Origin of the sequence: Mesorhizobium sp. B1-1-5 (assembly GCF_006443065.1) — a bacterium.
Lineage (GTDB): Bacteria > Pseudomonadota > Alphaproteobacteria > Rhizobiales > Rhizobiaceae > Mesorhizobium.
The window spans coordinates 17,927-41,548 of record NZ_VFWS01000020.1 but is presented as its reverse complement, the minus strand read 5'-3'; the positions used below and the strand labels follow the sequence as shown (position 1 = coordinate 41,548).

Here is a 23,622-nt window from a genome sequence, read left to right as displayed (position 1 = left end):
GGCGCATCCCGCGCAGCATCAAGCTTCCATTAACGTAAACGCGGTCCTCGTTTCGCAGGCGGTCTCAACTGTCGCCCGATGTCGGAACCACGGTGGCGGAACGCGGCTCACGCATCGTCACCGCGACGATCGCGCCCGACAGGAAGGTCAATGCGGCAATAGCCGCAATCGCGGCGACGAAGCCGAAGAAGTCGGCGATCAGGCCGGCGGACAGCGCCCCGATCGCATAGCCGAGGTCGCGCCAGAAACGGTAGACGCTGAGCGAGCGCGCCCGCCAGGAGGGATGCGATGCGTCCGACACCGCCGCGATCAGGCACGGATAGACCATCGCCGTGCCGAGACCGAGCAAAAGGCTGGCCAGCAGCCACCAGCCGAAATTGCGGGTCATGGCGGTGGTGAGAAGCCCCGCTGCCTGCACCCACATGCCGGCGACGATCAGCCCCTTGCGGCCCCAGCGGTCGCTCAGCGGCCCGGTGGCGACCTGCAAGATGCCCCACACCGCCGGATAGATCGCCTTGAGGATACCGATGCGCTCGATGCCGAGCCCATTGGCGGCGAAGAAGAGCGGAAACAGCCCCCAGCTCATGCCATCGTTGAGGTTGTTCACCAGGCCGGCTTGCGACGCGGCGAACAGATTGCGATCCCCGAACGAGGTCAGCATGAAAATCTCGCGGAAGCCGAGCGGGGAAGCTTGTCTTGGATGGTTGGCCAGCTCCAGCCGCAGATGCTCGCGCGTGTCGCGCACGAGTAGGATCGACAGCGCCGCACCCAGGATCGCGTAGCCGACGCCGAGATAGATCGGCACGGGACGAAAGCCGTAACGGCTCGCGAGATAGCCGGTAAGGAAAGCGGTGACGCCGACCGCGAGGTAACCGGCGAACTCGTTGAGGCCGACGGCGAGCCCGCGCGACTTCGGTCCGACCAGGTCGACCTTCATGATCACCGTCATCGACCAGGCGAAGCCCTGGTTGATGCCGAGGAGCGCGTTGGCGGCGACGATCCAGCCCCAGCTCGGCGCCCAGATGATGATGAACGGCACCGGCAGGCCGAACAGCCAGCCGAGGATCAGCACGCGCTTGCGGCCCCATCTGTCGGCAAGCTGGCCGGAGACGAGGTTGGCGCAGGCCTTGACCACCCCGAAGCTGACGATGAAGGAGACGACCAGCGTGGTCGACGCTACGCCGAACTCCTCCGCGCCGATCAGCGGCACCACGGTCCGCTCGATGCCGACCATGCCGCCGACAAAGGCGTTGATCAGCACCAGGAGCGAAAACTGCTTCCAGTTGGCCTTGAGGCCGAGCGCGACGACAGACGCCGCTATGTTCAAGATTTCGCTCCGGCGTTTACGGCCCGGGTCCGGGCGGCCTGCGGCGGCGGGGGAGGGATGTCGGCGGTCATGGCGGCGACGAACTCACCCTCGTCCTCGATGCGGAAGGCCTTGTTGAAGCGTCGCTCGAAGCCGATGGTCGATGTCGGCTTGCCGCTCAGCGAGCGGCCGCAAACCGAGCCGGAATAGGCGCCGGGCAGCACCTCGATATGGTCGGGCAACTCCTTCAGGCGGCGCACACTGGCATAAAGCGCGCGCGCCCCGTCCTCGGCGCTTGAAGCAAGCTCGGTGCGGCCGAGATCGCCGACCATCAGCGTGTGCCCGGTGAGCACGAACCAGGGTTCGGCCGACCGCGTCCGGTCGGTGACCAACAGGCTCAGATGCTCCGGCGTGTGGCCCGGCGTATGCAAGATCGTCGCTGTGACATTGCCGAGCTCGAGCACCTCGCCGTCCTTCACCCGCCGGAACGGGAAGCCTGCTTCGGCCCCTTCGAACAGCACGTATTCCGCGCCCGTCGCCTCGGCCAGCGAGCGTCCGGCCGAGATGTGGTCGGCATGGATATGCGTGTCGACGACATAGAGGATGCGCATGCCTGTCGCGCGCGCCGCCTCGATATAGGGCGCGATGTCGCCGAGCGGATCGACCACGGCCGCGGAAGCCTTGCCGCCGCAGCCGAACAGATAGGAGGCGGCAACCGGATCGTTGTGCAGGAACTGCCTGAGAATCATCGCTTTTTTTCTCCGAACAGGCGAACGTGTCGGGCAGCGTGCCCTTGCTTGACAGTCTGAGCTGAAACTGTCATTCAATAATTCTATTGAATGACGATGCGTTAGCGAAAAGGCTATGTCAATCCGCAATCCGAAACAGGCGCTGTACGAGCAGTTCTCGATCGTCGCCAAGGCGCTCGGCCATCCGCTGCGCCTGGAGATGATCGAGCATCTGGCGCAAGGCGCGCGCAGCGTCGAGGCGCTCGCCGCGAAGCTCGGCCAGCCGGTCGCCAACATCTCCCAGCATCTACAGGCGCTGCGCCGCGCAGGCATCGTCTCCGCCGAGCGCGACGGCAAATTCGTGCATTATTCGCTGGCCGATGACAGCGTGCTTTCCGCCTTCGCCGCTGTGCGCGGCGTTGCCGAGCGGCAGCTCGCCGAGGTCGACCGCATCGTGCGCGGCTATTTCGACGCGCGCGACGATATGCGGCCGGTCACGCGCGACGAGCTTCAGACGCTGATGCGCGACGGACTGGTGACGCTGATCGACGTCCGCCCGGCAGACGAGTTCGCGCTCGGCCATGTGCCGGGCGCCATCAATGTCCCGCTGGGGAAAGTCAGGGCCTGGTCGGCCGACGCCGCTATCGGCCGCGAAATCGTCGCCTATTGCCGCGGCCCGTGGTGCGTGATGTCGTTCGAGGCGGTCGCGGCGCTGCGCGCGCTCGGCCATTCCGCGCGCCGGCTGGAGGACGGCATGCCGGAATGGAAAGCCGCCGGCCTGCCGGTGGAAGTGGTTGGCTGATCGTGGCCAATTAGGCTGTGAACCCATAAACGGGGAGGTCCGCAACTAGGTGGAAAGCGGACGCGCGATTTAGTGCCCTGCCGCCTTGGAGAACATATTCATCACAATTACGCCTGCCACTATCAATCCAATTCCCAGCAGTGCGGGCACGTCCAATTTCTGTCCCTGGAACACCCAAGCAATTGCAGTGATGAGCACGATGCCTGACCCCGACCAAACGGCGTACGCGACGCCCGTCGGGATCGTCTTTAATGTCTGTGATAGACAGTAAAATGCGATTGCGTAGGCGACCGTCGTGATGATGCTTGGGACCAGTCTCGAAAAGCCGTCCGACTGCTTCATAAAGCCGGTGCCGACGACTTCGGCTACAATCGCACCCGCTAGGTAAAGGTAGTTCATAGTCGCTCCTGTTGGTGACGGAGCGAACCACGAGGCCACGCGCCATCACCCATCTTGGGATTTTGACGCCGTGGCGGGGAAGAACCCTTACGGGGGCAGGAGACACCACCCTGCTACTCTATTCTCGGCGCACATACTCTACACCACCGTGCTCTCATCGTCACGTCTCCGAAGGGGGCCGACCGGCAGTTTTCAGATCATGTCGACTCTGATTCAGCATCGGCATGAGCCGCTACGCCGAACGCTCGCAAGCGGATAGACCGCTGAGCGCCAGTTGCAGACGCTTGATGACAAACTGGCGAATGCCTTAAGCGGGACCGCGAGCGGATTGGCAGGTCTCCACCCTTTCCGCTACGCCAGACCCTGGCAAACCATCTCGACCGCTTAGTAGGTGATCTTCGGGTACCAGTCGGTCCCGCGACCTTCCGGCGTCCAGTCCAGGACGTTCCACAGCATCATCAAGTCCGGCTCGGTTGTCGGGTCTTTGCCTGGATCGGCTGACTCGAAACCCAATTCCGCGCCCCAGAAGTGCCGGATGGTTCCGTCGCGCCGGGTGAAGACGTTTTCGGCGGCGGTGTCGGTCCCATCGTCCATGATCGCGTGGTAATCCCGGCTAAAATTCCCGTTGACGTCGGCGTAGAAAGGCAGGTTCTTCCAGCCACGCTCTACCTTGAAGGCGATCTGCCGCTCGATGGCCGAAAGGCCGACGACGGCGAGGGCAATTCGCTGGCGGAGGTGGTCGGCATTGCCGTCCAGGCAGCTCAGCAGAGCGGTGCACATGGGGCAAGGGCGCTGGCGCTTGGGGCCATACATCCAGTTGTAGACGAACAGAGTGTCCTTATCGCCGAAGAGCTCCTCGAAGCCGACGGGATTGGCGCCGGCCACGCTACTGGCTTCGCCGATGAATTGATAGTCGCCCTTCACCTCGCCGCCAGGCGGCAAGGCGCGACGCTGGGCGGCGACGCGCGCGATATGGCGGTTGAGTTCGATCTCCTCGATCAACAGGGCCTCGCGCGCCTTGCGGTACTCGACGCTCTCGTTCGGCTGGCGGGCGCGGTTCTTGTGAGCGATCGCAGCAGCGGGTTGCAAGTCGGAACCGTCGGCCATGACGTTGTCTCCATTCCAAACCCTTTCAACTGGTCACCCGTCTTAGGGTTCCGCCCGGATCGCTGCTGCGCGCGATATGCCGACTGTCGTATTAGACGGTACTTTATTGCGCCTCGTAGAGTTCCAACGGCAATCCATCCGGGTCGCTAAAGAAGGTGAAGCGCCGACCCGTATATGGGTCGATCCGGATTGGCTCTACGGCAACGCCGGCGGCTTCCAGGCGCGCAACTACGGCTTCGAGGTTCCCCACAGCAAATGCCAAGTGCCGCAGCCCTGTCGCCTCTGGATAAGACGGCCGCGGCGCTGGGGCAGGGAAGGAAAACAATTCCAGCTGGGCGGATCCGATCCGCAGGTCGGCCTTCCAGGACTGCCGCTCCTCCCGATAGACCTCGCGGATCAGGTCCAGGCCGAGGAGCTCGACATAGAACCGTCGCGACCGATCGTAGTCGGTGCAGATAAGCGCGACGTGGTGAATAGCGTCCAGCATCTTTCGAACTCTAGCCAAGCTGGGCTTTGGGGCCAAGGTCACCACTTTGTTGCCGCCGTCGCTGACAGACGGCGGACACCGTGCTGACCCGTGGCCCGCTTGGTCGCAGGCGGGCTGATGCCCAGCGCTCCCTGGTCCTCTACCGTACTGATATGGATTTCTGTCGGCACAATGGCAGCGCCTTATCCTCATTGTCCACCCTGCACGTCTACCGGGCAGGACAATCACGCAACCAGCCAGCCAGCCTTCTCGATCGGCGTCGGGAGGCTCCTGTTGTCGGCATTACGCAGCCGCCCCGCCGGAGCGCCGCGCTCCAAAAGGGCTGACCTAGTAACCGAGACTTGGCGCTCGTACTCCACTGCAAATTTTACAGGCGCAGCTTTTCTACGCGAAGAGGAAGTCTGATTCGGTGATGTGGGCTGCCGCCGTCTCGCCTACCGCCACGTTTAGGTCGATTGTACCGGCGTCGTCGCTGAAACCGACAATGAGCCCGCTGCTGCCGGTGTCGACTTTCACCACTGCTCCTTCGGCGGATATGTTGTGTCCGTGAAGATAGTCGAGAGCTGCCTGGGAGGAGGCGAAAGTTCCGCTACTACCGGGAGCGTCGTTAAGGATCAAAGCGACATGCCGGGATTCATGCAGATCGATTTTATCCTCGCCATGCTTGAATCCCTGGACGGTGTCCTGCACGGTCGCCGATGAGTCGCCCGAGAAGAAGACAAAGGTGTCCCGGGCGCCGTCCCCGGTGGTGATGCCGTTATTCGCCGACATCCAGTCCGCGCCAGCGCCGCCGAGGATGATGTCGGCGCCCCTGCCGCCATAGATGGTATCGTTCTGGTCTCCACCCAATATCGTGTCATTCCCGGCATCGCCGTATAGGGTGTTGGTACCGTGACTATCTTCTACCACGTCATCGCCGGCACCGCCGTGGATGGTGTCGTTACCGCTGGTGGGGGAGGTGGCGGTGTCGTCGCCGTAGAGGGTATCGTTGCCGGCACCGCCGTCGATATAGTCGTCGCCGGCGTTGCCGAAGATCGTGTCGTTGCCGGCACCGCCGTAGAGTGTGTCGTTCGTGTCGCCGGGAGTGTGATCCTGACCGTCGCTCGGGCGAATCCCGCTGCCGCCGTAGATAGTGTCGTCCCCGGTACCGCCGTAAATCACGTCGCTGTCGATACCGCCTCGGATTGTGTCGTTGTCAGCGCCGCCATTGATCGTGTCGTTGCCGGCGCCGCCGTCGAGAAGATCATCCCCGGCCCCGCCGGTGATGAAGTCGTTGCCGTCATCGCCGTTGAGGGCGTCGGCACCGGCGCCGCCGTGGAGGAAATCGTTGCCGGGGCCACCGGAAAATAGGTTGGTGAGATCGTCACCGATCATTCGGTCGGAGAAAGCCGAACCGAACCAGGTGCCGGTGTATGTGAAATCGGTGGTGTATGCGGTCCCGCCGGCGAAATAAGCTGCCTCGTTGGTGACTGTCGCGCTCGGCGGGATGTTCTCTTCTAATTGGACTGTGTGGGTGTGCAGATTCAGATCGACACTCGCCGTCGACTGCGAGAAATCCGGGCCGACTGATACTAAGACTGGCTTTTTAGTCATGGTATTCATCTCTCTGTTGTGCACAAGATTGTGCGCGTTGTGGCGCTACACTGCGGATATGAAATATGTGTCTTTGGTCTGGGTTCTCCTTTGTTGTGAAAAGGATGCGTACGGAGCTGTTGAAGATTTCATTTCTCGCGCAATGAGCGACGGATATTTTGCGTGAGCGGTTCGGCAAGATATGCCAGCACGGTGCGGGTGCTGGTCTTGATCATGGCCTCGCTCGACATACCCGGCAGCAGACTTTGTCCACGCCGCCGAGCCGTCGGAGATTTGGAAGCCGTCTGCATTATCGCCGCCCGAGGCCGAGGTGTATGGAGGCGGCCAGGTCGGCTCTGATACCGCTTCGGGCACCCGCTAAACCGCGCACTCCCTACCTCTGTCCGCATACGTGTATCTCACTATCAGGTGTTGGGGGGACTTGTGCGCCGCCCCTCACTGTAGGTTACACCAGAGCGCCGAAGAGGAAGTCCGCCTGTGTGATATGCGCCGCCGCCGACGCGCTTACCGACACGTTGAGGTCGAGAGTGCCGGCGTCGTCGCTAAAACTGACGACGTCGACGGCAGAACCGTCGATGACCTTTACTACTGTACTCTCGACAGAGAGATTGTGCGCGTGGAGATAATCGATAGCCGACTGTGCCGAGTTAAAGTTGGGGCCTTGCAGGAACGCGGTGTCGTGAGTGTCCCTCAGGTCGAACTTATCGTCACCGTGTTTGAAGTCGGTGATGACGTCATGTTGGCCGGCGACGAAGGTGTGGCTGTGGAAGACGAAGGTGTCGTTACCCCCGCCGCCCGTCAGGGTGTCGCTGCCGGAATTGATCGAGAAATTCGCCCTACCCCCTTCGATGGTGTCGTTGCCGGCCCCACCATTGATGGTGTCGTCACCGATAAACCCGACGATAGTGTCGTTGCCCCCGTCACCGTACAGGAAGTTAGCTCTGCCGGACGGGAGAAACATGACGTCACCTTCGATATAATCATCACCGGCACCGCCGTGGATGGTGTCGGTGCTGTTGCGATTCATAGCGCCGTTGTCGCCGTAGAGGGTGTCGTTGCCGGCCCCGCCGTTGATAGTGTCCTGGCCCTCGCTGCCGGTGATGGTGTCGTTGCCAGCGTCGCCATTGAATATGCCGCCGTCACGGCCGGCCCTGATAAAATCGTTGCCGCCACCGCCATTGACTATGTCGACACCGGGGGAGTAGTGGGCTTGGCTGTCGTCACTGGTATAGATGGCGTCATCACCGGCCCCGCCGTTGATGATATCGTTACCGTCACCGGCTCTGATAAAGTCGTTACCGTCACCACCTTTGATGGTGTCGTCGCCGGCGTTGCCGTAGAGGGAATCGTCGCCGGCGTCACCGGCAATAGAATCGCTGCCGTCACCGCCTTCAATCCAATCGTTACCGCCGCCGCCGTATATGAAATCGTTGCCGCCGCCGCCGAGAAGATGGTTGAGGAGATCGTCGCCGATCATTCGGTCTGAGAATTCCGAGCCGGTGTAAACACGGAGATAATCCCCGGTGGGGTTGGTGAAGTCGGTGGTGTAGGAGATGCCGTTACTGCCGGCGAAGTAAGCGGACTCGTCGACGACTGTCGCGCTCGGGGGGTTCTCTTCGAGCTGCACTGTGTGGTTATGCAAGTTCAGGTCGACGCTGGCCGCTGACAGTGAGAAATCGGGGCCGATTGTTATAATTACTGGATTTTTCGCCACGGTATTTCCTCCCTACTGCGCACACAATTGTGCGATTTATAACTCTATGGTGTGGGAATGGACATAACGAGTGAGGTGTAGACTTGTGTCTTTAATCTGGATCCTCCCTTGTTGTGACATGGATACGCACGTGAGCCACTGATGTTTGCATTATTTCTCACGCAAAGAGCGACGGATGTTTTGCGTGAGCGGTTCGGCGAGATAAGCCAGCGCCGTGCGGGTACCGGTCTTGATCATGGCCTCGCTCGTCATGCCCGGCAGCAGCCGGCGACCGTCAAGCTTGGCCAGTTCGCTCTTGTTGATGATCACCGTCGCGGAGAAGTAGGGAGCGTTCGTGCGCTCATCCACCAATCGATCGGCCGACACCGTTTCCACAACTCCGCTGAGCTGCGGCAGGTTGTATTTGGCGAAGGCCGGGAAGCTGACATAGGCCGTCTGGCCAGGGGCGACCGTCTCGACGTCCTCGGGCTTGACCATTGTCTCGACAACCAGCTTCTCGCCGAGCGGCACGACCGTCATCAGCGTGTCGCCGGGTTTCACCACTCCGCCCGCCGTGTGAACTTTCACGTCCATTACGATTCCGTCGACGGGCGCGGTGATGTCGGTGCGCTTGAGGACATCCGCGGCCGCGCGCGCTTGCTGCCGGAAGTCGAACAGCTCCGCTTCGACCTTGCTCAATTCGTCAACGGACTCGTTCAATTGTTGAGTTGTTAGGTTGAGGATTTGCATGTCGATTTCGGCGATCGAGCTGCGGGCGCGGGCAATCGATGCGACATTCGTGGCGCGTTCTCCCTCGGTCTGGCGTTGTTGTTGGGTGAGCGTCAGGTTGCGTTCGCGGGTGGTGAGCCCCTTGCTGAGCAAAGTCTCGAGGTCTTTGTTCTCGTTCGCCAATGCCGCGATCCGCTTGTCCTCGGTCGCGATAAGCTGTTGCAGTCCGGCAATTTGCTCGGCGGTCTGCTGGCGGCGTTCGTCGAGGATTGCCTTCTCGTCCTTCAGGTTGCGGTGCTTCGCGTTGAAGACGTCACGTTGAGTGGCCACCGCGTCCTTGACGGCAGGGTCCGGGTTGTCGAGCAATGCCTGGTCGAACTCGATCGTGTCCTTGCCATCGCGTTCGGCCCGGAGACGGGCGACGAGCGCCTCGCGTGTGGCGATCTTGTTTTGGATCGAGTCCAGTTGAGCCTTGGCTTGCGTGTTGTCGAGACGGATGAGCACTTTGCCCTTCTTGACGACATCGCCGTTGACGGCGTCCAGTTCGGCGATAATGCCGCCCTCGAGGTGCTGGATGAGTTTGCGGTCGCCGTCGACCTTGACCACTCCGGTCGTCACCGCCGCGCTGTCGAGCGGTGCCAGGGCCGCCCAGCCGCCGGCCACGCCGAAGAACAGGAACATGATTGAGAAACCGGCGTTCGTGACGGCTCTGAGACGGAGCGGTTGCAACGTCGGCGGGGGTGGCAGTGGCTGGGGGAGAGCGACTATGTTCATATCGTTGTCTGCTGGGTTTGCGCGGGTCATGACGTGACCGCCGTGACGTGAGTGGTGTTGGGCAGCTGGGCCACTCTCCTGGCGCTGGCGGCGAGTTCGTTGAAGACCGTGTCACGCGCCCCGAATAATTCTTGTCTGCCCTGATTGAGCACCAGCACCTTGTCGACTTTCTCCATGATGCTTGGGCGGTGTGCGATCAGGATGATTGTGGTGCCCGTCGCCTTGACTGCGCTGATGGCGGCGATCAGCGCGTCTTCGCCATCGCGGTCGAGGTTGGAGTTCGGTTCGTCCAGGATGATGAGGGCCGGATCGCCGTAAAGTGCTCGTGCCAGCCCGATTCGTTGGCGCTGTCCGCCCGACAGCGATGCGCCTGAGTCCCCTACTTGAGTTTCGTAGCCTTTCGGCAAGCCCTTGATCAATTCGTGAACGCCCGCCAGATGCGCGGCCTTGATCACGCTGTTGAAGACCGCGGGACTGAGCTTCGCGAAGCGGGCGATGTTCTCGGTGATCGTGCCGGCGAACAACTCGATGTCCTGCGGCAAATACCCGACGTGCCGACCACGGTCCTCGGCGGGCCACTCGGCGACGTCCATGCCGTCGAGCAAAGCGCGACCGGCTGATGGTCGCCAAGCGCCGGCGAGAACGCGGGCCAGACTTGTCTTGCCGGATGCGCTCGGGCCGATGAGCGCCATCACTTCACCGGGCTTGAGTTGGAAACTCACGCCTTTCAAGACAGGCTCACCACCACCCTGTCGGGCGAGGACAATGTTCTCTGCTTCGAGCTTTCCTTGTGGGCGTGGCAAAGACAACACTGCTTTGGCCTCGGGTCGCTGGCCGACAAACGCGGTGAGACGCTTATAGGCGGCGCGTGCCCCAAGTGTCGCCTTCCACGTGCTGATCGCTTGCTCCACAGGGGCCAGCGCGCGACCCATCAAGATTGAGGATGAAATCATGATGCCGGGAGAGGCCTCATTTTGCAGCACCAGGTAAGAGCCGAGGCCGAGCATGGCCATTTGCAAAGCCATCCGACAGAAACGCGCGACAGATGCGATGGCACTGGCGCGGTTGCCGGCAGCGGCTTGTCCGATGCTCGCCTCATCCTGCTGTTCTTGCCATCTGGCGAGCAATGGCCGCAGCATACCCATGGCCTGGACGACCTCGGCGTTGCGGACTGTCGAGTCAGCTTGGATGAAGGCCCGCGCCTGTGCGTTGCCGGCCTCTGTGAGCGGTTTGCGGGTAGCGAGTTCGTTGAGCAATGCCAGCGCGAACAACACACACCCGCCGGCCAGCGCCAACCAGCCGAGCCACGGATGCATGAAGAAGATGGCGATGAAGAAGATTGGCGCCCACGGTGCGTCGAGGATTGGGTAGATGCTCGGGCTGGTGAAGAAATTCCGCACTTGGTCGAGATCGCGCAGAGACCGCGTGGTGCCTTGACCCGGCGCGGCGGCCGACTGCTCTACTGACGCGGTCAACAGGACTGGAGCCAGCCTCGAGTTCATCCAGGCGCCTACGGTTGACAGCAGGCGGGCGCGTACCATTTCGAGCCCTGCCATTGTCAGGATCGCGGCGCAGGCCATCAACGACAATGCTGCTAAAGTTTCCACGCTGTGGCTGGATAGCACCCGGTGGTAGACTTGAAGCATGTAGAACGAGCTGGTGAGCATCAGTATATTGATGCCGCCGCTGAACCAGATCAGCGGCGTTATGGCGCGTTTGGCCTCTTTCATCACTGCCTGCAGAGCAGGAGCCTGTTTGTTGCTTATTTGCATGACGGCGACCGCGCCCGTTCCGCGCGCCGCACGCTATCTTGCTTTTTGGCCTCTGAAATCCATCAAAGGAATGATGCGGCGCTACAAGCGTGCCTCGCCTTTCGCTAAATGTTCGGGGTGTAACTGCCTTTGATAAACGCAGCGTGCGCTGGGTATTGGGCAATCAGCAGATGCCCATGAGGCGGCGCGGGCCTTTGGTGCCAACAATATTTCAGCTTTCAGGTGTCGGCATTCGTGGTTCGCGCGGCTGAAGTGAGGCGTAAAGCGATCGTCCGCAGCCGAAACTGGCGGATACGGGTCAAAAAAGCCAACTCTGCGTGATTGCAGGCCCGCCTGTGCTCAGGCGAGCCATTTCAAATCGCCCTAAGATCTCAGTCCTTGGCGCGTTCGACGTAAGAGCCGTCGGCGGTCATCACCACGACGCGCGTGCCGGCCGAGATATGCGGCGGCACGGCGGTGCGCACGCCGTTGGAGAGCATCGCCGGCTTGTAGGACGAAGACGCCGTCTGGCCCTTGGTGACAGGCTCGGTGTCGACCACCTCGAAGGTGGCGCGCTGCGGCAGCACCAGCGAGATCGGCACGCCGTTGAACTGCGCGAGCTGCACGGCCATGCCTTCCTGCAGATAGGGCGCCATGTCGCCGACCACGGCTTCGGAAGCCACGACCTGGTCGTAGCTTTCCGGGTTCATGAAGTGAAAACCTTCGCCATCGGAATAGAGGAAGGTGTGCTCGCGCTCCTCGACATAGGCGCGCTCGACCATTTCGGTCGTACGGTAGCGCTCCGAAACCTTCACCCCGTCGCCGATGCGGCGCATATCGAGCTGGGTCACTGGCGTGCCCTTGCCAGGGTGGATGTTTTCGGCAAAGAGGATGACATAAAGCTTGCCGTCCTTATCGACGACGTTGCCTTTGCGTAAGGAACTGGCGATGACCTTGACCACGATATTCGATCCCGTTCGAGTTTTTCGGCCTGCAAGCGTCGATTTCCGCGAAGCGGCGACGGCGGCCATCGCGTGCGCCCTAGCGCATCTTGCGCCGAACCGCCAGCCTGTCGGGCGATTTTCCTGCCCATGACCGCCGCTTCGCCCTGGTGGACGCCGCATATCCATGCCGACCGCCGGCCCCGGCTGATGGCGCGCAATGCCATCGCCGCCGCCCTGCGCGGCTGGTTCGCGCAGCGCGATTTCGTCGAGGTGACGACCTCGGCGCTGCAGGTTTCGCCGGGCAACGAGGCGCATCTCGCCGCCTTCGCCACCGAGGCGATCGGGCCCGACGCATCGCGCCGGCAGCTCTATCTCCACACCTCGCCGGAATTTGCCTGCAAGAAGCTGCTCGCCGCCGGCGAGGAACGCATCTTCAGCCTCGGCCCGGTCTGGCGCAACCGCGAGCGCGGGCCGTTGCACCACCCCGAGTTCACCATGCTCGAATGGTACCGCGTCGGCGATACAGTTGAGCTTCTGATGGCCGACTGCGCCGAATTCCTGGCGCTCGCCGCGGAAAAGGCCGGTGCCAAGAGTTTCCGTTTTCGCGGTTGCGAGGCCGATCCCTTCGCCGAACCGGAGCGGCTGAGCGTGGCGGAGGCTTTCCTGCGCCATGCCGGCATCGACCTGCTGGCGACCGTGTCGGCCGACGGCAGCACGGACCGCGACGCCCTTCACGAGGCACTGGTCCGCGCCGGCCTGCGCACTGCGCCCGACGACAACTGGGCCGACCTGTTCAGCCGGGTGATGGTCGAAAAAATCGAGCCGGTGCTGGGGCAGGGGCGGGCCACCATCTTATATGGCTATCCGATTTCGGAAGCGGCGCTCGCCCGGCCGAGCGCGCAGGATCCGCGCGTTGCCGAGCGCTTCGAGCTCTATTGCTGCGGCGTCGAGCTTGCCAACGCCTTCGGCGAGCTGACCGACGCAGCCGAGCAGCGCCGCCGCTTCGTCGCCGAGATGGACGAGAAAGAGCGCATTTATGGCGAGCGCTATCCGCTGGACGAGGATTTCCTCGCCGCTTTGGCCGTCATGCCGCAAGCCAGCGGCTCGGCCCTCGGCTTCGATCGGTTGGTGATGCTGGCGACGGGAGCCGCAAGGATCGACGACGTGATCTGGGCCCCGGTAGCCAACCACTGAGCTGCAAGCACTTCATGGCGCTGTCCTGTTCGCGCCGGCATTTCCATCGCGCACCCTGGCCATGAACACGTCGTAGCTCTTTCGCCCCATGCGCGCACGCAATTCCTTGCTGGTTTGTGTTTTGCCACACGCAGCGACGAGTTCGTCAAAATGTTCGCGCAGTATGTCCTGGATAACTGGATCGTTGAAATAGTCATGCCGGGAAACCCCGTCGGGGACAGGGGCGGCGTCCATTATCATCCAGAACGTCTCGGCGTGCGTGGAAACGAAATCGCGGGCACGTGACGCCAGAGTCCGGATCATTGCCTTCCTGTCTGCATAGGTGCGCGCGGCGGATTGTTTGCTGGTCGGCCGTAAGCCCGGGCCTGCCGGAATGACACTGTAGCGATTCCTGCCGTGTATCCGATAGGCCGAAAGCGGTATGTCGATGCAACCCGAGCCGCCCAAGGCGCTCAGGAACGGCATGAAATAGTTGTCGGTGGACGTTGAGTTGACCACGTTCAACATTGGCCGTGCCCGTTTCAGGAACGATAGTTTGTACATGTTCGCCGTACCTGGCGACCAATGCCACCCATGTTCGTGTGGCGCGATGAGTGTCGATTGTCGCCACAACAGCTCCCGGTCAGACTGGCTTAACAAACGCGGCACGCCCTCGGCGTCGCCGGGACACATCGCCGTGCCGGCCTTGCTATGCAAAAAGAATGCGTAGCTTGGCGTCAGCATGGCGCCGGTTCCATCAACCTCACAAACGTCCCCCGATGTCACCGCGATCCGATCGCCGCAATCGAGGTGAAGCTGGACGTGAAACGCGGCGAAGTTCGCAAATAGGAAATCGTCGGCATCGACGATACAGACCAGCTCGCCCGACAGCCGGTCGATGGCATGTAGAAAGCTACCCATTTGATTGAGGTTTCTATCCAGATATTCGATGCGCAACCTGTCGTCCGCGTTTTCGAATTGCCTGATCGCATCCCGACTTGAATCGGTCGAGGCGTTGTCGAGGACAAGGCATTCGAACTCGGCGTAATCCTGCGACAGAACGCTCGATATCGCCTGGCCGACATACTGGCCGTAATTGTGGTTGATGATGACGAAGCTGATCTTTGGCGCGGTCATTATCGCTTCCGTCCGATCCTCAGAGAGATGCGGGCATCGCGGAACAGCGATTTCGAGAGGACGCGCATCGGAATTCGGCCTCCGAAACCGGCTCTGAGGACAGATCTTGCCTGGGCTCCGGAAAAGCGGACCAGGACCTCTCTGCCGAACCTCCTGGCACCGAAAACAGACCTTAATTGCGGCGCGTTGCGCTTGAATATCTCGACCGCGATCTCGTCGCTGAAATAGTCGCGCAGCCTGTCGGGGTTTTCTCGCGTGACCCGGTCCACGACCGGCCAGAACTCGCCCCCTAAGAGCCAGTCGAACCTTTCGCTTCCTTCGATCAGATACTTGACGCTTTCATATGTGAATTTCCGCAATTTGGCCGCGTATTCTCTGGTACCGGTGCGAATGCCCTCCATGCTTTCGCCCGTGGCGAAATAATTGCTTGAGTGCAGGCGATAGCCGGACAAGGGCATGTCGATCAGCGCGCTGCCGGCAACCGCATGGCATATCGTATTGAAATAGCCGTCGGCCGACGTCATCCAAGGTTTGCCGCCATCGTCCAACCGCAACAGACGCAGAACCGAGGTGCGGAACATGTTGGCGCTGCCCGGCGCCCAGAACCAGCCGACGTGCCCACGCGGTATGGTCGCCGTGCTGGCGTCGAGGAGCCGGTATTGCGACGGGGAGACAGTCGGCAGCCGCAGCACGGTCCGCTCACCTCGCAGGCCTCGCTGCGCGCCCGGTCTGTTCAGCCGGAGTTGCTGGTACGAGGCCGTCAGGGCTATGCCTGTCGAGTCCATCTCCGCGACGTTGGCCGAAGTGAAGCCGACGCTTCGTTGCAATGCCATATGCACCTGAATGTGCGTCGAAGCGTAGTTGTCGAACAGCACGTCGTCCGCGTCCACGAAGGTGACGAATCCGCCGTTCACCTTCTCCAGAGCCCACAGCGCGGCGCCGAGCTGGCCGTGGTTCTGCGCCAGCGTCTCGACCCGGAAACGCGGATCGCCTTCGACATGCCGGGCAATCACCTGCGCGCTGTCATCGGTCGAGCCGTTGTTGATGACGATGCACTCGAAATGCGGGTAGTCCTGCCGGCGTATGGAATCGATCGTCGCGCCGACGTAGCCGCCGTAATTCCAGTTGATGACGACGAAGCTGACCAGCGGCGGCGACAGCGCGCCGCCGGCGAGCCCGTCAATGTCGCGGCCGGCGATCGTGAATGACTTGGCCGCGACGATCTCGCTCTTGCGAATGACGATCTGCTGGCCCCGGTGCAACAGCTCGTATTCCCCGGCGATCTGGCTCAGGAAGGCTTCGATCCCTGCCTGGGGACGCCTGGCCATCGGCAGATCCGGCCCCCACCGGTAATCGTCCAGGATCATGACACCGTCATTGTCGAGCAGGTCCCAGGCCATTCGGGCATCGCTGTAGACGGACGTGGCGCAATGGTCGCCGTCGACATAGACCACGTCATACAGCCTTCCTTCGCCGGCAAGGCCGGGCAGGATCGTTAACGAATGGCCTTTGCGTTTCTCGACCCGGCCGGCGAAGGGCTTGAGGTTGCGGTCGAAGCGTCGTTCGACCTCGGCCATATCCGATTCATGCTTCGAGCCAGGCTCGAGATGCTCTTCGCTGCCCTGGAAGCTGTCCACGCAGATAATGCGGGATTTTGGCAGGAATTGCAGGAAAAACAGCGCGGAACGCCCCTCGAACGAGCCGATTTCGAGCACAGCCGTCGCCGTGCCGGCCTTGTCGCCGAGAAACTCCTCCCAAAGCGTCAGGTGATGGGAGGTCCAGTCATGGGTAAACTCTCCGTCGACAAAATAGTCCATCCTTCCCCCATTAGCCCGGCGCTGAAGCGCGCGCGGCCAAGCCCATTTCGCCAGAACGAGACACTGTTCCAGCGACCGGAACCCCTTCCGGTCGCTTTGGACGGTTTGGCCGCGGTATCCTGATTGTCCCGAGCCCATTGCGCAAGCGGCAATGGAACAATAGATGGTGCGTGAGCACCCAGCAGATGGTGCGTGAGCATCCACAGACGGTGCGTGAGCATCGATGGATGGGCGCGGGCGTGATCCCGACCTGACAGACCGCGTGAACAGACAGGAACAACCGCATGACCGATAAGCTCGACGCAGCGAAATTGACCGATCGCGTCGCGGCGCTCGTCGAGGCCGCCAAGCGCGCCGGCGCCGATGCGGCCGACGCGGTGGCGGTGCGCGGCCGTTCGGCCGGCGTCTCGGTTCGGCTGGGCAAGGTCGAAGGCACCGAATCCTCGGAGAGCGAGGACGTGTCGCTGCGCGTCTTCGTCGGCCAGCGTGTGGCGAGCGTCTCGGCCACCGCCGCATCCGACCCGAAGGCGCTCGCCGAGCGTGCCGTGGCGATGGCCAGGGTTTCGCCCGAAGACCCGTTCCAGGGCCTCGCCGATCCCGCGCTGCTCGCGCGCAATCTGCGCGATCTCGATCTCTTTGACCCGACAGAGGTATCGGCAGACGAGCTTAAGGAAGCTGCCCTTGCCGCCGAAGCGGCCGCGTTGGCCGTCAAGGGCGTCACCAATTCCGCCGGCAGCAGCGCCGGCGCCGGCATGGGCGGCCTGGTTCTCGCCACATCGCATGGCTTTGTCGGCCAGTATGTCGCCTCGCGCTTCTCGCGCTCGACCAGCGTCATTGCGGGTGAGGGAACCGCGATGGAACGCGACTACGAATTCTCGTCGCGCCAGCATTTCGCCGACCTCGACACGCCGCAGGACATCGGTCGCAAGGCGGGCGAACGTACCGTTCGTCGCCTCGGCGCCCGCAAGGCTAAGACCGGCCCGGTCGACGTAGTGTTCGATCCGCGCGTCGCGCGCGGCATTGCCGGCCATCTCGCCGGCGCCATCAACGGCGCCGCGGTCGCCCGGAAGACCAGCTTCCTGCGCGACATGATGGGCAAGCAGGTGGCGTCGGCCGCGATCACCGTCACCGACGAGCCTTTGCGGCGGCGCGGCCAGGCCTCGCGCCCCTTCGATGGCGAGGGCATCGAGGGCGAGAAGCTGCTGATGGTCGAGAAGGGCGTCTTGAATCACTGGTTCCTGTCAACCTCGGCCGCGCGCGAGCTCGGCCTTGTCACCAACGGGCGCGGCTCGCGCAGCGGCTCGTCGGTTTCGCCGTCCTCGACCAACCTTGCCATCGAGCCCGGCGAGCGCTCGCCGGAAGATCTGATCGCGTCGTTGAAGAGCGGTTTCTATGTCACCGAGGTGTTTGGCCAGGGCGTCGACATGGTGACCGGCGAATACAGCCGCGGCGCTTCCGGCTACTGGATCGAGAACGGCGCATTGGCCTATCCGGTCGCCGAGGTGACGATCGCCTCGAATCTGAAGGCCATGTTCATCAACATGGTCCCGGCGAACGATCTCGACCGCAATTTCGGCACCGCGGCGCCGACGCTCCTGATCGAAGGAATGACCCTTGCCGGCGCTTGACCAATTGATCTCGAGCGACGCCCGCGACGACCTCGCTTTGCTGCGCGATGCCGCCCGCGAGGCCGGCGCCATCGCCATGGGCTATTTCGGCAAGAACCCGCAGGTGTGGATGAAGGGCGGCACCTCGCCGGTGAGCGAGGCCGATCATGCCGCCGATACCTACCTGCGCGAGACCTTGCTCCGGCTGCGTCCGGATTATGGCTGGCTGTCGGAGGAGACCGCCGATGACCATGCCAGGCTGTCGGCCCGCCGCACCTTCGTGGTCGACCCGATCGACGGCACGCGCGGCTTTCTCGACGGCCTGCATTCCTGGTGCGTCAGCGTCGCCGTGGTCGAGGACGGGCGCTCGCTCGCCGGCGTGCTCGAATGCCCGGCCAAACGCGAGACCTATTGGGCGCTGCCGGGCGAGGGCGCCTATCTCAACGACAAGCGCATCCATGTGCGCCCGCTGGGCGAAAGCGTCGATATCGGCGGGCCCAAGCCGCTGGTCGACTTGATGCCGCCGGCATGGCAGGACAGACTGCGGCGGACGGCCTACATCCCTTCGCTTGCCTATAGGCTGGCGATGATCGCCGCCGGAAAGCTCGATGCGACCTTCGTCAAGCCGAGCGCGCATGACTGGGACATCGCCGCCGCCGACCTCATCCTTGCCGAGGCGGGCGGAGCATTGCTCGACCGCACCGGCAAGCCGCCGCGCTATGCCGGCGAGGTGATCAACCATGGCGCGCTCGCCGCGGGCAGCGGCGAACTGCTCGGCGTGCTCGCCAGGGTGATCGCGGGGATTGACCAAGGGTGAGTCGGCCCGCAGTTCCAAAATCGGCTGCTTTGGGCTAAACGTTTCACAAAACTCATGAATCTGCGAAGGATCGGCATGGCCGTGGAAGACGGAAAGAAGCAGCTTTTGCACCTGGTGTTCGGTGGCGAGCTGAAAAAGCTGGGTGGAACCGAGTTTCGCGACCTGGACGCGCTCGACATTGTCGGCATCTATCCCGACTATCAATCGGCGCACGCCGCCTGGAAGGCGAAGGCGCAGGCAAGTGTCGACAATGCTCATATGCGCTATTTCGTTGTTCATCTGCACCGCTTGCTCGATCCAGAATCGAAGGTCGGCGGTTGACGTCGATGGAGCATGAAGCGGTGAAAGGGGCGACCCGGCCGCGCGCCGGCAGACGCGGCGGAACGCGCACGCTGTGGCGGCGCATCCGCGAGCCGTTGGCACAGTCGAGTTTCGTCAAGAACTTCATCGCCAGCCTGTTCGCCTGGTTCTTGCGGCTGATTCGGGTTACCAGCCCGCTCGTCGACGGCTCGACCCGAGTAGCCGGCGGGGCTTATGCGCATCTTGAGCCGGGCATCATCGCGCTCTGGCACGGTCAGCATCTTTTGACCCCTGCCTATTACCCCGAGGGCCGGCCGCTGGTCGCCATGGTTTCGCGCAGCGCCGACGCCGAGCTCCAGGCGCTGATGATCGAGAAATTCGGCATCGAGGCGGTGCGCGGCTCCGGCGGCCGCAACAATTCGAGGCATTTGGACAAGGGCGGCGCCAAGGCCCTGATCGCGCTGAGGAAGGCGCTCGCCACCGGCAAGAACGTCGCCATGATCGCCGACATTCCGAATGGCACGCCGCGCGACGCTGGGCTTGGCATCGTTCTCCTGGCAAGGCTTTCCGGCCGGCCGATCCTGCCATCGGCCATCGCCACCAGCCGCCGCAAGGTGCTGGAGAAGAGCTGGGACAAGACCACAATCAACCTGCCGTTCGGCCGCTCCGCGGTCATCGTGGGCCAGCCTGTCTTCGTGCCCGCCGATGCCGATGACGCCGAGATGGAGCGCAAGCGCCAGGAGGTCACGGCCTCCCTCAACGCCGCGACGGCTGAGGCTTATCGCCTCGTGGACGGCGGCAAATGAGCGAGCGCTGGGCGCGTGCGGCCCTGACTGCCTATCGCTATGCGGGGGCGGTCGCCTATCCGCTGATCGGCCCCTATGTCGCCTGGCGCGCCTCGCGCGGCAAGGAGGATCGTGTCCGCCGCCGAGAACGCTATGGCGTCGCCGGCCGTCCCCGTCCGGAAGGACCGGTGATCTGGATCCATGCCGCAAGCGTGGGCGAGACCATCGCGGTGGTGCCGCTGGTCGAGAGCATCCTCGACTATGGCGTCAACATCGTCTTGACCACGGGCACGGTGACCTCGGCCAAGGTCGCCGAAGAGCGCCTCGGCAGCCGCATCATCCACCAATATGTGCCGCTCGATCTCAAGCCCGCGGTAAGCCGTTTTCTTGATCACTGGCGGCCGGAACTGGCGATCATCGCCGAATCGGAAATCTGGCCGATGACGATCCTGGAACTTGGCGCCCGCAACGTGCCGCAGGTTCTGGTCAACGGCCGGCTGTCGGACCGCTCCTTCATGTCCTGGAAGAAGCGCGCCGGCGTTGCCGAGGCGCTGTTCGAGAATCTTGCCCACGTCATTGCCCAGTCGGATGTCGACGGCGAGCGGTTCCGCGCGCTGGGCGCCCGGCCGGTCACCGTTTCCGGCAACCTCAAGGTCGACACCAACCCGCCGCCGGTCGACGAGCGGGCCTTGGCCACCCTGCAGCGCCAGATCGGCGAGCGCCCGACCTGGGCTGCGATCTCGACCCATGACGGCGAGGAGGTCGTGGCCGCCGAGGTCCATGCCAGCCTGTACAAGCGTCATCACGGGCTCTTGACCATCATCGTGCCGCGTCACCCCGATCGCGCCGATGCGCTGGCCGCGCAGATTTCCGGCATGGGCCTGTCCGTGGCAAGGCGCAGCAAGGGTGACCGCATCTCCCACGATACCGACATCCTGCTCGGCGATACGATCGGCGAAATGGGCCTTTATCTGAGGCTGACCGAGATCGCTTTTGTCGGCCGCTCGCTGACTTCGCAGGGCGGCCAGAACCCGCTCGAGCCGGCGATGCTCGAAACCGCAGTGCTGGCCGGCCGTAACGTGCAGAATTTCCGCGAGGCCTATCAGCGCCTGCTCGACAGTGGCGGCGCCAAGCTGGTGCGCGACCGCGACATGCTGGCCGGCGCCGTCAATTTCCTTTTGACCAACGAAGCGGCGCGCCACGAGATGATGGCGGCGGGTGCCGCCACAGTCGACGAAATGCGCGGTGCGCTTGCCCGCACGCTGAAATCGCTCGAGCCCTATATCCAGCCTCTGGTCGTCAAGGCGCGCCTGAAAGGCGCAAACGGGCGCTAGATCATGACCCCAGAAATCGGATCCGATTTTTGGAAAAGTCGATGCGCGAAGCCGAGACGCATGGGGCAGGCGCGATGACCAGCGAAGCGCCACCCTTCTGGTGGGAAAAGCCGGACTGGCGCGTGCTTGCGCTGTCGCCCGCATCGGCGATCTATGGACTGGTCGCCGGCCGCCGCATGCGCCACGCGCCGCGCGAGAAGGTCGCAGCGCCGGTCCTGTGCGTCGGCAACCTTACCGTCGGCGGCAGCGGCAAGACACCGGTCGCCATCGCTTTGGCCAAGCAGGCCAGACGAATGCAGCTCACGCCAGGCTTCCTGTCGCGCGGCCATGGCGGCTCGTTCGCCAAGCCGCATGTCGTCGATGCGCATCACGACGCCGCCAAGCATGTCGGTGACGAGCCGCTGCTCCTGGCCGAACATGCGCCCGTCGCGGTGACGGCGAACCGCGCCGCCGGTGCGAAGCTGCTCATCGAAGAACGTGGCTGCGATTTCCTGATCATGGATGACGGGTTCCAGTCGGCGCGCGTCCATATCGACTATGCGCTGGTCGTGGTCGACGCCCGCTTCGGCATCGGCAATGGCCGCGTCATCCCGGGCGGGCCTCTCCGCGCCAAGGTCGTCGACCAGCTGGTCTTCACCAGCGGCTTGCTGAAGATGGGCGAGGGGACCGCCGCCGACGGCGTCGTGCGCCAGGCGGCGCGCGCCGGCCGGCCGATCTTCCTGGCGCATGTCGAGCCGGCCGACCCGTCGCGCTTCGCCGGCGGCCGCTTCCTGGCCTTTGCCGGCATCGGCCATCCGGAGAAATTCTTCGATACGGTGCGCGCGGCAGGTGGCGAAGTCGCGCTGTCGCGCGCTTTTCCAGATCATCATTTTTACGCCCAGGACGAGCTAGCCGACCTGCTGGTGCTTGTGCGGCAGGAGGGGCTGCGGCTTGTCACCACGGCAAAGGACGCCGCGCGGCTGCGCCACGGCGAGACGCCTGCCGGTTTTCTCGCCCAGCTGGACGTGCTCGATATCGAGGCCGTGTTCGAGCTCGATCATGTGCCCGAACGCATTGTCGACGAGACGCTCGACGCCTGGCGTCAGCGCAAGATGCGGGGCTGAGCTTCGAGCTTGATGAGGGGAGGCGAACAAGTGGCTACGGCTATCCTGCGCGCCGCATCGCCTGCAGGATCGCCTCGTCGCGCTCGACATTGAGCTTGCTTTCGAAGTCGAAATGCCAATCCCTGTCGCGCAGCGCGGAAGTCGAGGCGTCGCCGCGCCGGATTTTCTGGTCGAGGTCGGAAAGCGATCGCGACCAGTAGTGATTGATCCTCAGGATATCGAACTGGGGAGGCATGCCGGGCACGATGGTCCGTCGACGGGTGTCCATCCCCTCACCGGACAGGAATTTCGACTGATGGACGCCCACCCTGTAGACCATGCGCGGGTTGAGGATTGTCTTGACCGTCGTGATGTCCGGCCCGGCTCGCATCGTATAGGCCTCGACCACCGGCCGTTCCGGTCGCTCGACCTGGCCGGAGGAGCCATAGAAAGCTTGCCAGACGCAAACGCCTGGCAGGTCGCGATAATCCTTCAGAACCGAGGCTACGTCACATCCGTCGGGCGCGAAAAGAAACTCATCGATGTCGAAGAATCCGATCCACAACGCTTCGCGCCAGCGCCTGCGGATGCAGTCCCCATAAGCCGACAGCTGCCCCACCGGCCGCGGCCAGTCGACCAGCGTAACCAGGCCCTCCTGGATGAACGGGTTCAATACGGCTTTGAAGTCGTCGGTCGAGAAGTTGTTGTAGAGATAGAAATGCTCGAATCCCACATTCTGATGGAACCTGATCCATTCGGCCAGGAACGGCGCTTCCTCGCGGAAGATGGCGCAGGCCGTCAGCTTGAATCGGGGCGCCCTCGACACCGCCCGATCGCGCCATCTCGCGCGCATGACAAGCGGCATGCGAAGAAGTATCTTGAGAGATTTCCTGAAGTTTTTCAATGTAGTACCTGAGCGGTCGAGCTTGGCTGCCAAGGCGCCATGGGCTCGCAAGGCTTATCCCCGCTTGCGCAATTCCGGGTGCATCTCGATCTCGCGGGCAAGCGACACCGCGGCGTTCACATAGGGCTCCTGCCGGGCGACGCTCCAATATTTGAGCTCGTCGAGCGGAATGTTCTCGCCCGTCACCGCACAGCGCACGAAAGAGCCGGGACTGGTGACTTGGAAGTCGCCGTCGAGATAACGGATCCGGGCTTCCCTGCCGCCCGGGCCTTCAAAACGGTTCATCATGAAAGGACGCTGCAGTTCATCGGGTTTCAATCGCCATAAATCGCAAGCAACGTCAAGCTTGACGC

23 protein-coding genes are annotated in these 23,622 nt (G+C 62.9%); 8 read left to right on the top strand and 15 right to left on the bottom strand.

Annotated features, from left to right (window positions below; translation table 11 throughout):
* Window positions 1–64 precede the first annotated feature (64 nt).
* Both FJ980_RS10065 and FJ980_RS10060 read right to left on the bottom strand, forming a co-directional pair.
* Window positions 65–1,327: an MFS transporter gene (locus tag FJ980_RS10065; protein ID WP_246673491.1), complete on the bottom strand. Its 1,263-nt coding sequence runs from the start codon at window positions 1,325–1,327 to the stop codon at window positions 65–67.
* The gene (locus FJ980_RS10060; protein ID WP_140542747.1) at window positions 1,324–2,055 is read right to left on the bottom strand and encodes an MBL fold metallo-hydrolase; all 732 of its coding nucleotides are present in this window, start codon (window positions 2,053–2,055) and stop codon (window positions 1,324–1,326) included. The genes FJ980_RS10065 and FJ980_RS10060 overlap by 4 nt, the downstream gene beginning before the upstream one ends.
* A 115-nt stretch (window positions 2,056–2,170) precedes the next feature.
* Between FJ980_RS10060 and FJ980_RS10055 the strand changes: the two genes are divergently transcribed.
* Window positions 2,171–2,836, top strand: coding sequence for a metalloregulator ArsR/SmtB family transcription factor (locus tag FJ980_RS10055; RefSeq protein WP_140542746.1), 666 nt, complete (start codon window positions 2,171–2,173; stop codon window positions 2,834–2,836).
* 69 nt (window positions 2,837–2,905) lie between these two features.
* Here FJ980_RS10055 and FJ980_RS10050 read toward each other — a convergent pair whose 3' ends face one another.
* The 9 genes from FJ980_RS10050 to efp form a co-directional block, all read right to left on the bottom strand.
* On the bottom strand, window positions 2,906–3,235 hold the full coding sequence (locus FJ980_RS10050) for an SMR family transporter (protein WP_140542745.1): 330 nt from the start codon (window positions 3,233–3,235) through the stop codon (window positions 2,906–2,908).
* Between the two features lie 384 nt (window positions 3,236–3,619).
* Window positions 3,620–4,342, bottom strand: coding sequence for a DUF899 family protein (locus FJ980_RS10045; protein WP_140542744.1), 723 nt, complete (start codon window positions 4,340–4,342; stop codon window positions 3,620–3,622).
* A 103-nt stretch (window positions 4,343–4,445) separates the two neighbouring features.
* Entirely contained in the window at window positions 4,446–4,829 is a 384-nt protein-coding gene (locus tag FJ980_RS10040; protein ID WP_140542743.1) for a VOC family protein, read from the bottom strand.
* Window positions 4,830–5,213: 384 nt separating this feature from the next.
* A complete protein-coding gene (locus FJ980_RS10035; RefSeq protein WP_140542742.1) occupies window positions 5,214–6,431 on the bottom strand; it encodes a calcium-binding protein in 1,218 nt (405 codons plus the stop codon).
* A gap of 119 nt (window positions 6,432–6,550) precedes the next feature.
* On the bottom strand, window positions 6,551–6,712 hold the full coding sequence (locus FJ980_RS34660; RefSeq protein ID WP_348640652.1) for a hypothetical protein: 162 nt from the start codon (window positions 6,710–6,712) through the stop codon (window positions 6,551–6,553).
* Between the two features lie 155 nt (window positions 6,713–6,867).
* A complete protein-coding gene (locus FJ980_RS10030) occupies window positions 6,868–8,136 on the bottom strand; it encodes a calcium-binding protein (RefSeq protein ID WP_140542741.1) in 1,269 nt (422 codons plus the stop codon).
* A gap of 150 nt (window positions 8,137–8,286) precedes the next feature.
* A complete protein-coding gene (locus FJ980_RS10025) occupies window positions 8,287–9,618 on the bottom strand; it encodes an HlyD family type I secretion periplasmic adaptor subunit (RefSeq protein ID WP_181181164.1) in 1,332 nt (443 codons plus the stop codon).
* Between the two features lie 26 nt (window positions 9,619–9,644).
* Entirely contained in the window at window positions 9,645–11,348 is a 1,704-nt protein-coding gene (locus FJ980_RS10020) for a type I secretion system permease/ATPase (RefSeq protein ID WP_246676379.1), read from the bottom strand.
* A 413-nt stretch (window positions 11,349–11,761) separates the two neighbouring features.
* The gene (gene efp / locus FJ980_RS10015; RefSeq protein ID WP_140542739.1) at window positions 11,762–12,331 is read right to left on the bottom strand and encodes an elongation factor P; all 570 of its coding nucleotides are present in this window, start codon (window positions 12,329–12,331) and stop codon (window positions 11,762–11,764) included.
* 129 nt (window positions 12,332–12,460) lie between these two features.
* Between efp and epmA the strand changes: the two genes are divergently transcribed.
* Window positions 12,461–13,507, top strand: coding sequence for an EF-P lysine aminoacylase EpmA (epmA, locus tag FJ980_RS10010; RefSeq protein ID WP_140542738.1), 1,047 nt, complete (start codon window positions 12,461–12,463; stop codon window positions 13,505–13,507).
* A 12-nt stretch (window positions 13,508–13,519) separates the two neighbouring features.
* Here epmA and FJ980_RS10005 read toward each other — a convergent pair whose 3' ends face one another.
* Window positions 13,520–14,623 (bottom strand): glycosyltransferase family A protein, encoded by a 1,104-nt coding sequence (locus tag FJ980_RS10005; protein WP_140542737.1) that lies wholly within the window; start codon window positions 14,621–14,623, stop codon window positions 13,520–13,522.
* The gene (locus FJ980_RS10000; protein ID WP_140542736.1) at window positions 14,623–16,578 is read right to left on the bottom strand and encodes a glycosyltransferase; all 1,956 of its coding nucleotides are present in this window, start codon (window positions 16,576–16,578) and stop codon (window positions 14,623–14,625) included. Before FJ980_RS10000 ends, FJ980_RS10005 begins: the two co-directional genes overlap by 1 nt.
* A gap of 146 nt (window positions 16,579–16,724) precedes the next feature.
* On the opposite strand from FJ980_RS10000, the gene FJ980_RS09995 reads away from it, so the two are divergent.
* The 6 genes from FJ980_RS09995 to lpxK all read left to right on the top strand — a co-directional run bounded on the left by FJ980_RS09995 (window position 16,725) and on the right by lpxK (window position 22,386).
* Window positions 16,725–18,068 (top strand): TldD/PmbA family protein, encoded by a 1,344-nt coding sequence (locus tag FJ980_RS09995; RefSeq protein ID WP_140542735.1) that lies wholly within the window; start codon window positions 16,725–16,727, stop codon window positions 18,066–18,068.
* The gene (locus FJ980_RS09990; protein ID WP_140542734.1) at window positions 18,055–18,864 is read left to right on the top strand and encodes a 3'(2'),5'-bisphosphate nucleotidase CysQ; all 810 of its coding nucleotides are present in this window, start codon (window positions 18,055–18,057) and stop codon (window positions 18,862–18,864) included. Before FJ980_RS09995 ends, FJ980_RS09990 begins: the two co-directional genes overlap by 14 nt.
* A gap of 75 nt (window positions 18,865–18,939) precedes the next feature.
* The gene (locus FJ980_RS09985; RefSeq protein ID WP_041002569.1) at window positions 18,940–19,185 is read left to right on the top strand and encodes a DUF4170 domain-containing protein; all 246 of its coding nucleotides are present in this window, start codon (window positions 18,940–18,942) and stop codon (window positions 19,183–19,185) included.
* A gap of 5 nt (window positions 19,186–19,190) precedes the next feature.
* A complete protein-coding gene (locus FJ980_RS09980; RefSeq protein WP_140542733.1) occupies window positions 19,191–19,970 on the top strand; it encodes a lysophospholipid acyltransferase family protein in 780 nt (259 codons plus the stop codon).
* Window positions 19,967–21,283, top strand: a complete 1,317-nt coding sequence (waaA, locus tag FJ980_RS09975; RefSeq protein ID WP_140542732.1) for a lipid IV(A) 3-deoxy-D-manno-octulosonic acid transferase — start codon at window positions 19,967–19,969, stop codon at window positions 21,281–21,283. The genes FJ980_RS09980 and waaA overlap by 4 nt, the downstream gene beginning before the upstream one ends.
* Before the next feature lie 74 nt (window positions 21,284–21,357).
* Window positions 21,358–22,386 (top strand): tetraacyldisaccharide 4'-kinase, encoded by a 1,029-nt coding sequence (gene lpxK / locus FJ980_RS09970; RefSeq protein WP_140542771.1) that lies wholly within the window; start codon window positions 21,358–21,360, stop codon window positions 22,384–22,386.
* A 40-nt stretch (window positions 22,387–22,426) separates the two neighbouring features.
* Here lpxK and FJ980_RS09965 read toward each other — a convergent pair whose 3' ends face one another.
* Window positions 22,427–23,230: a glycosyltransferase family 92 protein gene (locus FJ980_RS09965; protein WP_140542731.1), complete on the bottom strand. Its 804-nt coding sequence runs from the start codon at window positions 23,228–23,230 to the stop codon at window positions 22,427–22,429.
* 93 nt (window positions 23,231–23,323) lie between these two features.
* On the bottom strand, window positions 23,324–23,557 hold the full coding sequence (locus FJ980_RS09960) for a DUF2093 domain-containing protein (protein WP_040986608.1): 234 nt from the start codon (window positions 23,555–23,557) through the stop codon (window positions 23,324–23,326).
* Between the last annotated feature and the right edge of the window lie 65 nt (window positions 23,558–23,622).

What these genes read in the sequence shown, in the direction of transcription:
- FJ980_RS10060 (WP_140542747.1), bottom strand. Translation starts at nt 2,055, where the DNA reads ATGATTCTCAGGCAGTTCCTGCACAACGATCCGGTTGCCGCCTCCTAT.
- FJ980_RS10055 (WP_140542746.1), top strand. Translation starts at nt 2,171, where the DNA reads ATGTCAATCCGCAATCCGAAACAGGCGCTGTACGAGCAGTTCTCGATC.
- FJ980_RS10050 (WP_140542745.1), bottom strand. Translation starts at nt 3,235, where the DNA reads ATGAACTACCTTTACCTAGCGGGTGCGATTGTAGCCGAAGTCGTCGGC.
- FJ980_RS10045 (WP_140542744.1), bottom strand. Translation starts at nt 4,342, where the DNA reads ATGGCCGACGGTTCCGACTTGCAACCCGCTGCTGCGATCGCTCACAAG.
- FJ980_RS10040 (WP_140542743.1), bottom strand. Translation starts at nt 4,829, where the DNA reads ATGCTGGACGCTATTCACCACGTCGCGCTTATCTGCACCGACTACGAT.
- FJ980_RS10035 (WP_140542742.1), bottom strand. Translation starts at nt 6,431, where the DNA reads ATGAATACCATGACTAAAAAGCCAGTCTTAGTATCAGTCGGCCCGGAT.
- FJ980_RS34660 (WP_348640652.1), bottom strand. Translation starts at nt 6,712, where the DNA reads ATGCAGACGGCTTCCAAATCTCCGACGGCTCGGCGGCGTGGACAAAGT.
- FJ980_RS10025 (WP_181181164.1), bottom strand. Translation starts at nt 9,618, where the DNA reads ATGAACATAGTCGCTCTCCCCCAGCCACTGCCACCCCCGCCGACGTTG.
- FJ980_RS10020 (WP_246676379.1), bottom strand. Translation starts at nt 11,348, where the DNA reads ATGAAAGAGGCCAAACGCGCCATAACGCCGCTGATCTGGTTCAGCGGC.
- epmA (WP_140542738.1), top strand. Translation starts at nt 12,461, where the DNA reads ATGACCGCCGCTTCGCCCTGGTGGACGCCGCATATCCATGCCGACCGC.
- FJ980_RS10005 (WP_140542737.1), bottom strand. Translation starts at nt 14,623, where the DNA reads ATGACCGCGCCAAAGATCAGCTTCGTCATCATCAACCACAATTACGGC.
- FJ980_RS10000 (WP_140542736.1), bottom strand. Translation starts at nt 16,578, where the DNA reads ATGGGCTCGGGACAATCAGGATACCGCGGCCAAACCGTCCAAAGCGAC.
- FJ980_RS09995 (WP_140542735.1), top strand. Translation starts at nt 16,725, where the DNA reads ATGACCGATAAGCTCGACGCAGCGAAATTGACCGATCGCGTCGCGGCG.
- FJ980_RS09985 (WP_041002569.1), top strand. Translation starts at nt 18,940, where the DNA reads ATGGCCGTGGAAGACGGAAAGAAGCAGCTTTTGCACCTGGTGTTCGGT.
- FJ980_RS09980 (WP_140542733.1), top strand. Translation starts at nt 19,191, where the DNA reads ATGGAGCATGAAGCGGTGAAAGGGGCGACCCGGCCGCGCGCCGGCAGA.
- waaA (WP_140542732.1), top strand. Translation starts at nt 19,967, where the DNA reads ATGAGCGAGCGCTGGGCGCGTGCGGCCCTGACTGCCTATCGCTATGCG.
- lpxK (WP_140542771.1), top strand. Translation starts at nt 21,358, where the DNA reads ATGACCAGCGAAGCGCCACCCTTCTGGTGGGAAAAGCCGGACTGGCGC.
- FJ980_RS09965 (WP_140542731.1), bottom strand. Translation starts at nt 23,230, where the DNA reads ATGCCGCTTGTCATGCGCGCGAGATGGCGCGATCGGGCGGTGTCGAGG.
- FJ980_RS09960 (WP_040986608.1), bottom strand. Translation starts at nt 23,557, where the DNA reads ATGATGAACCGTTTTGAAGGCCCGGGCGGCAGGGAAGCCCGGATCCGT.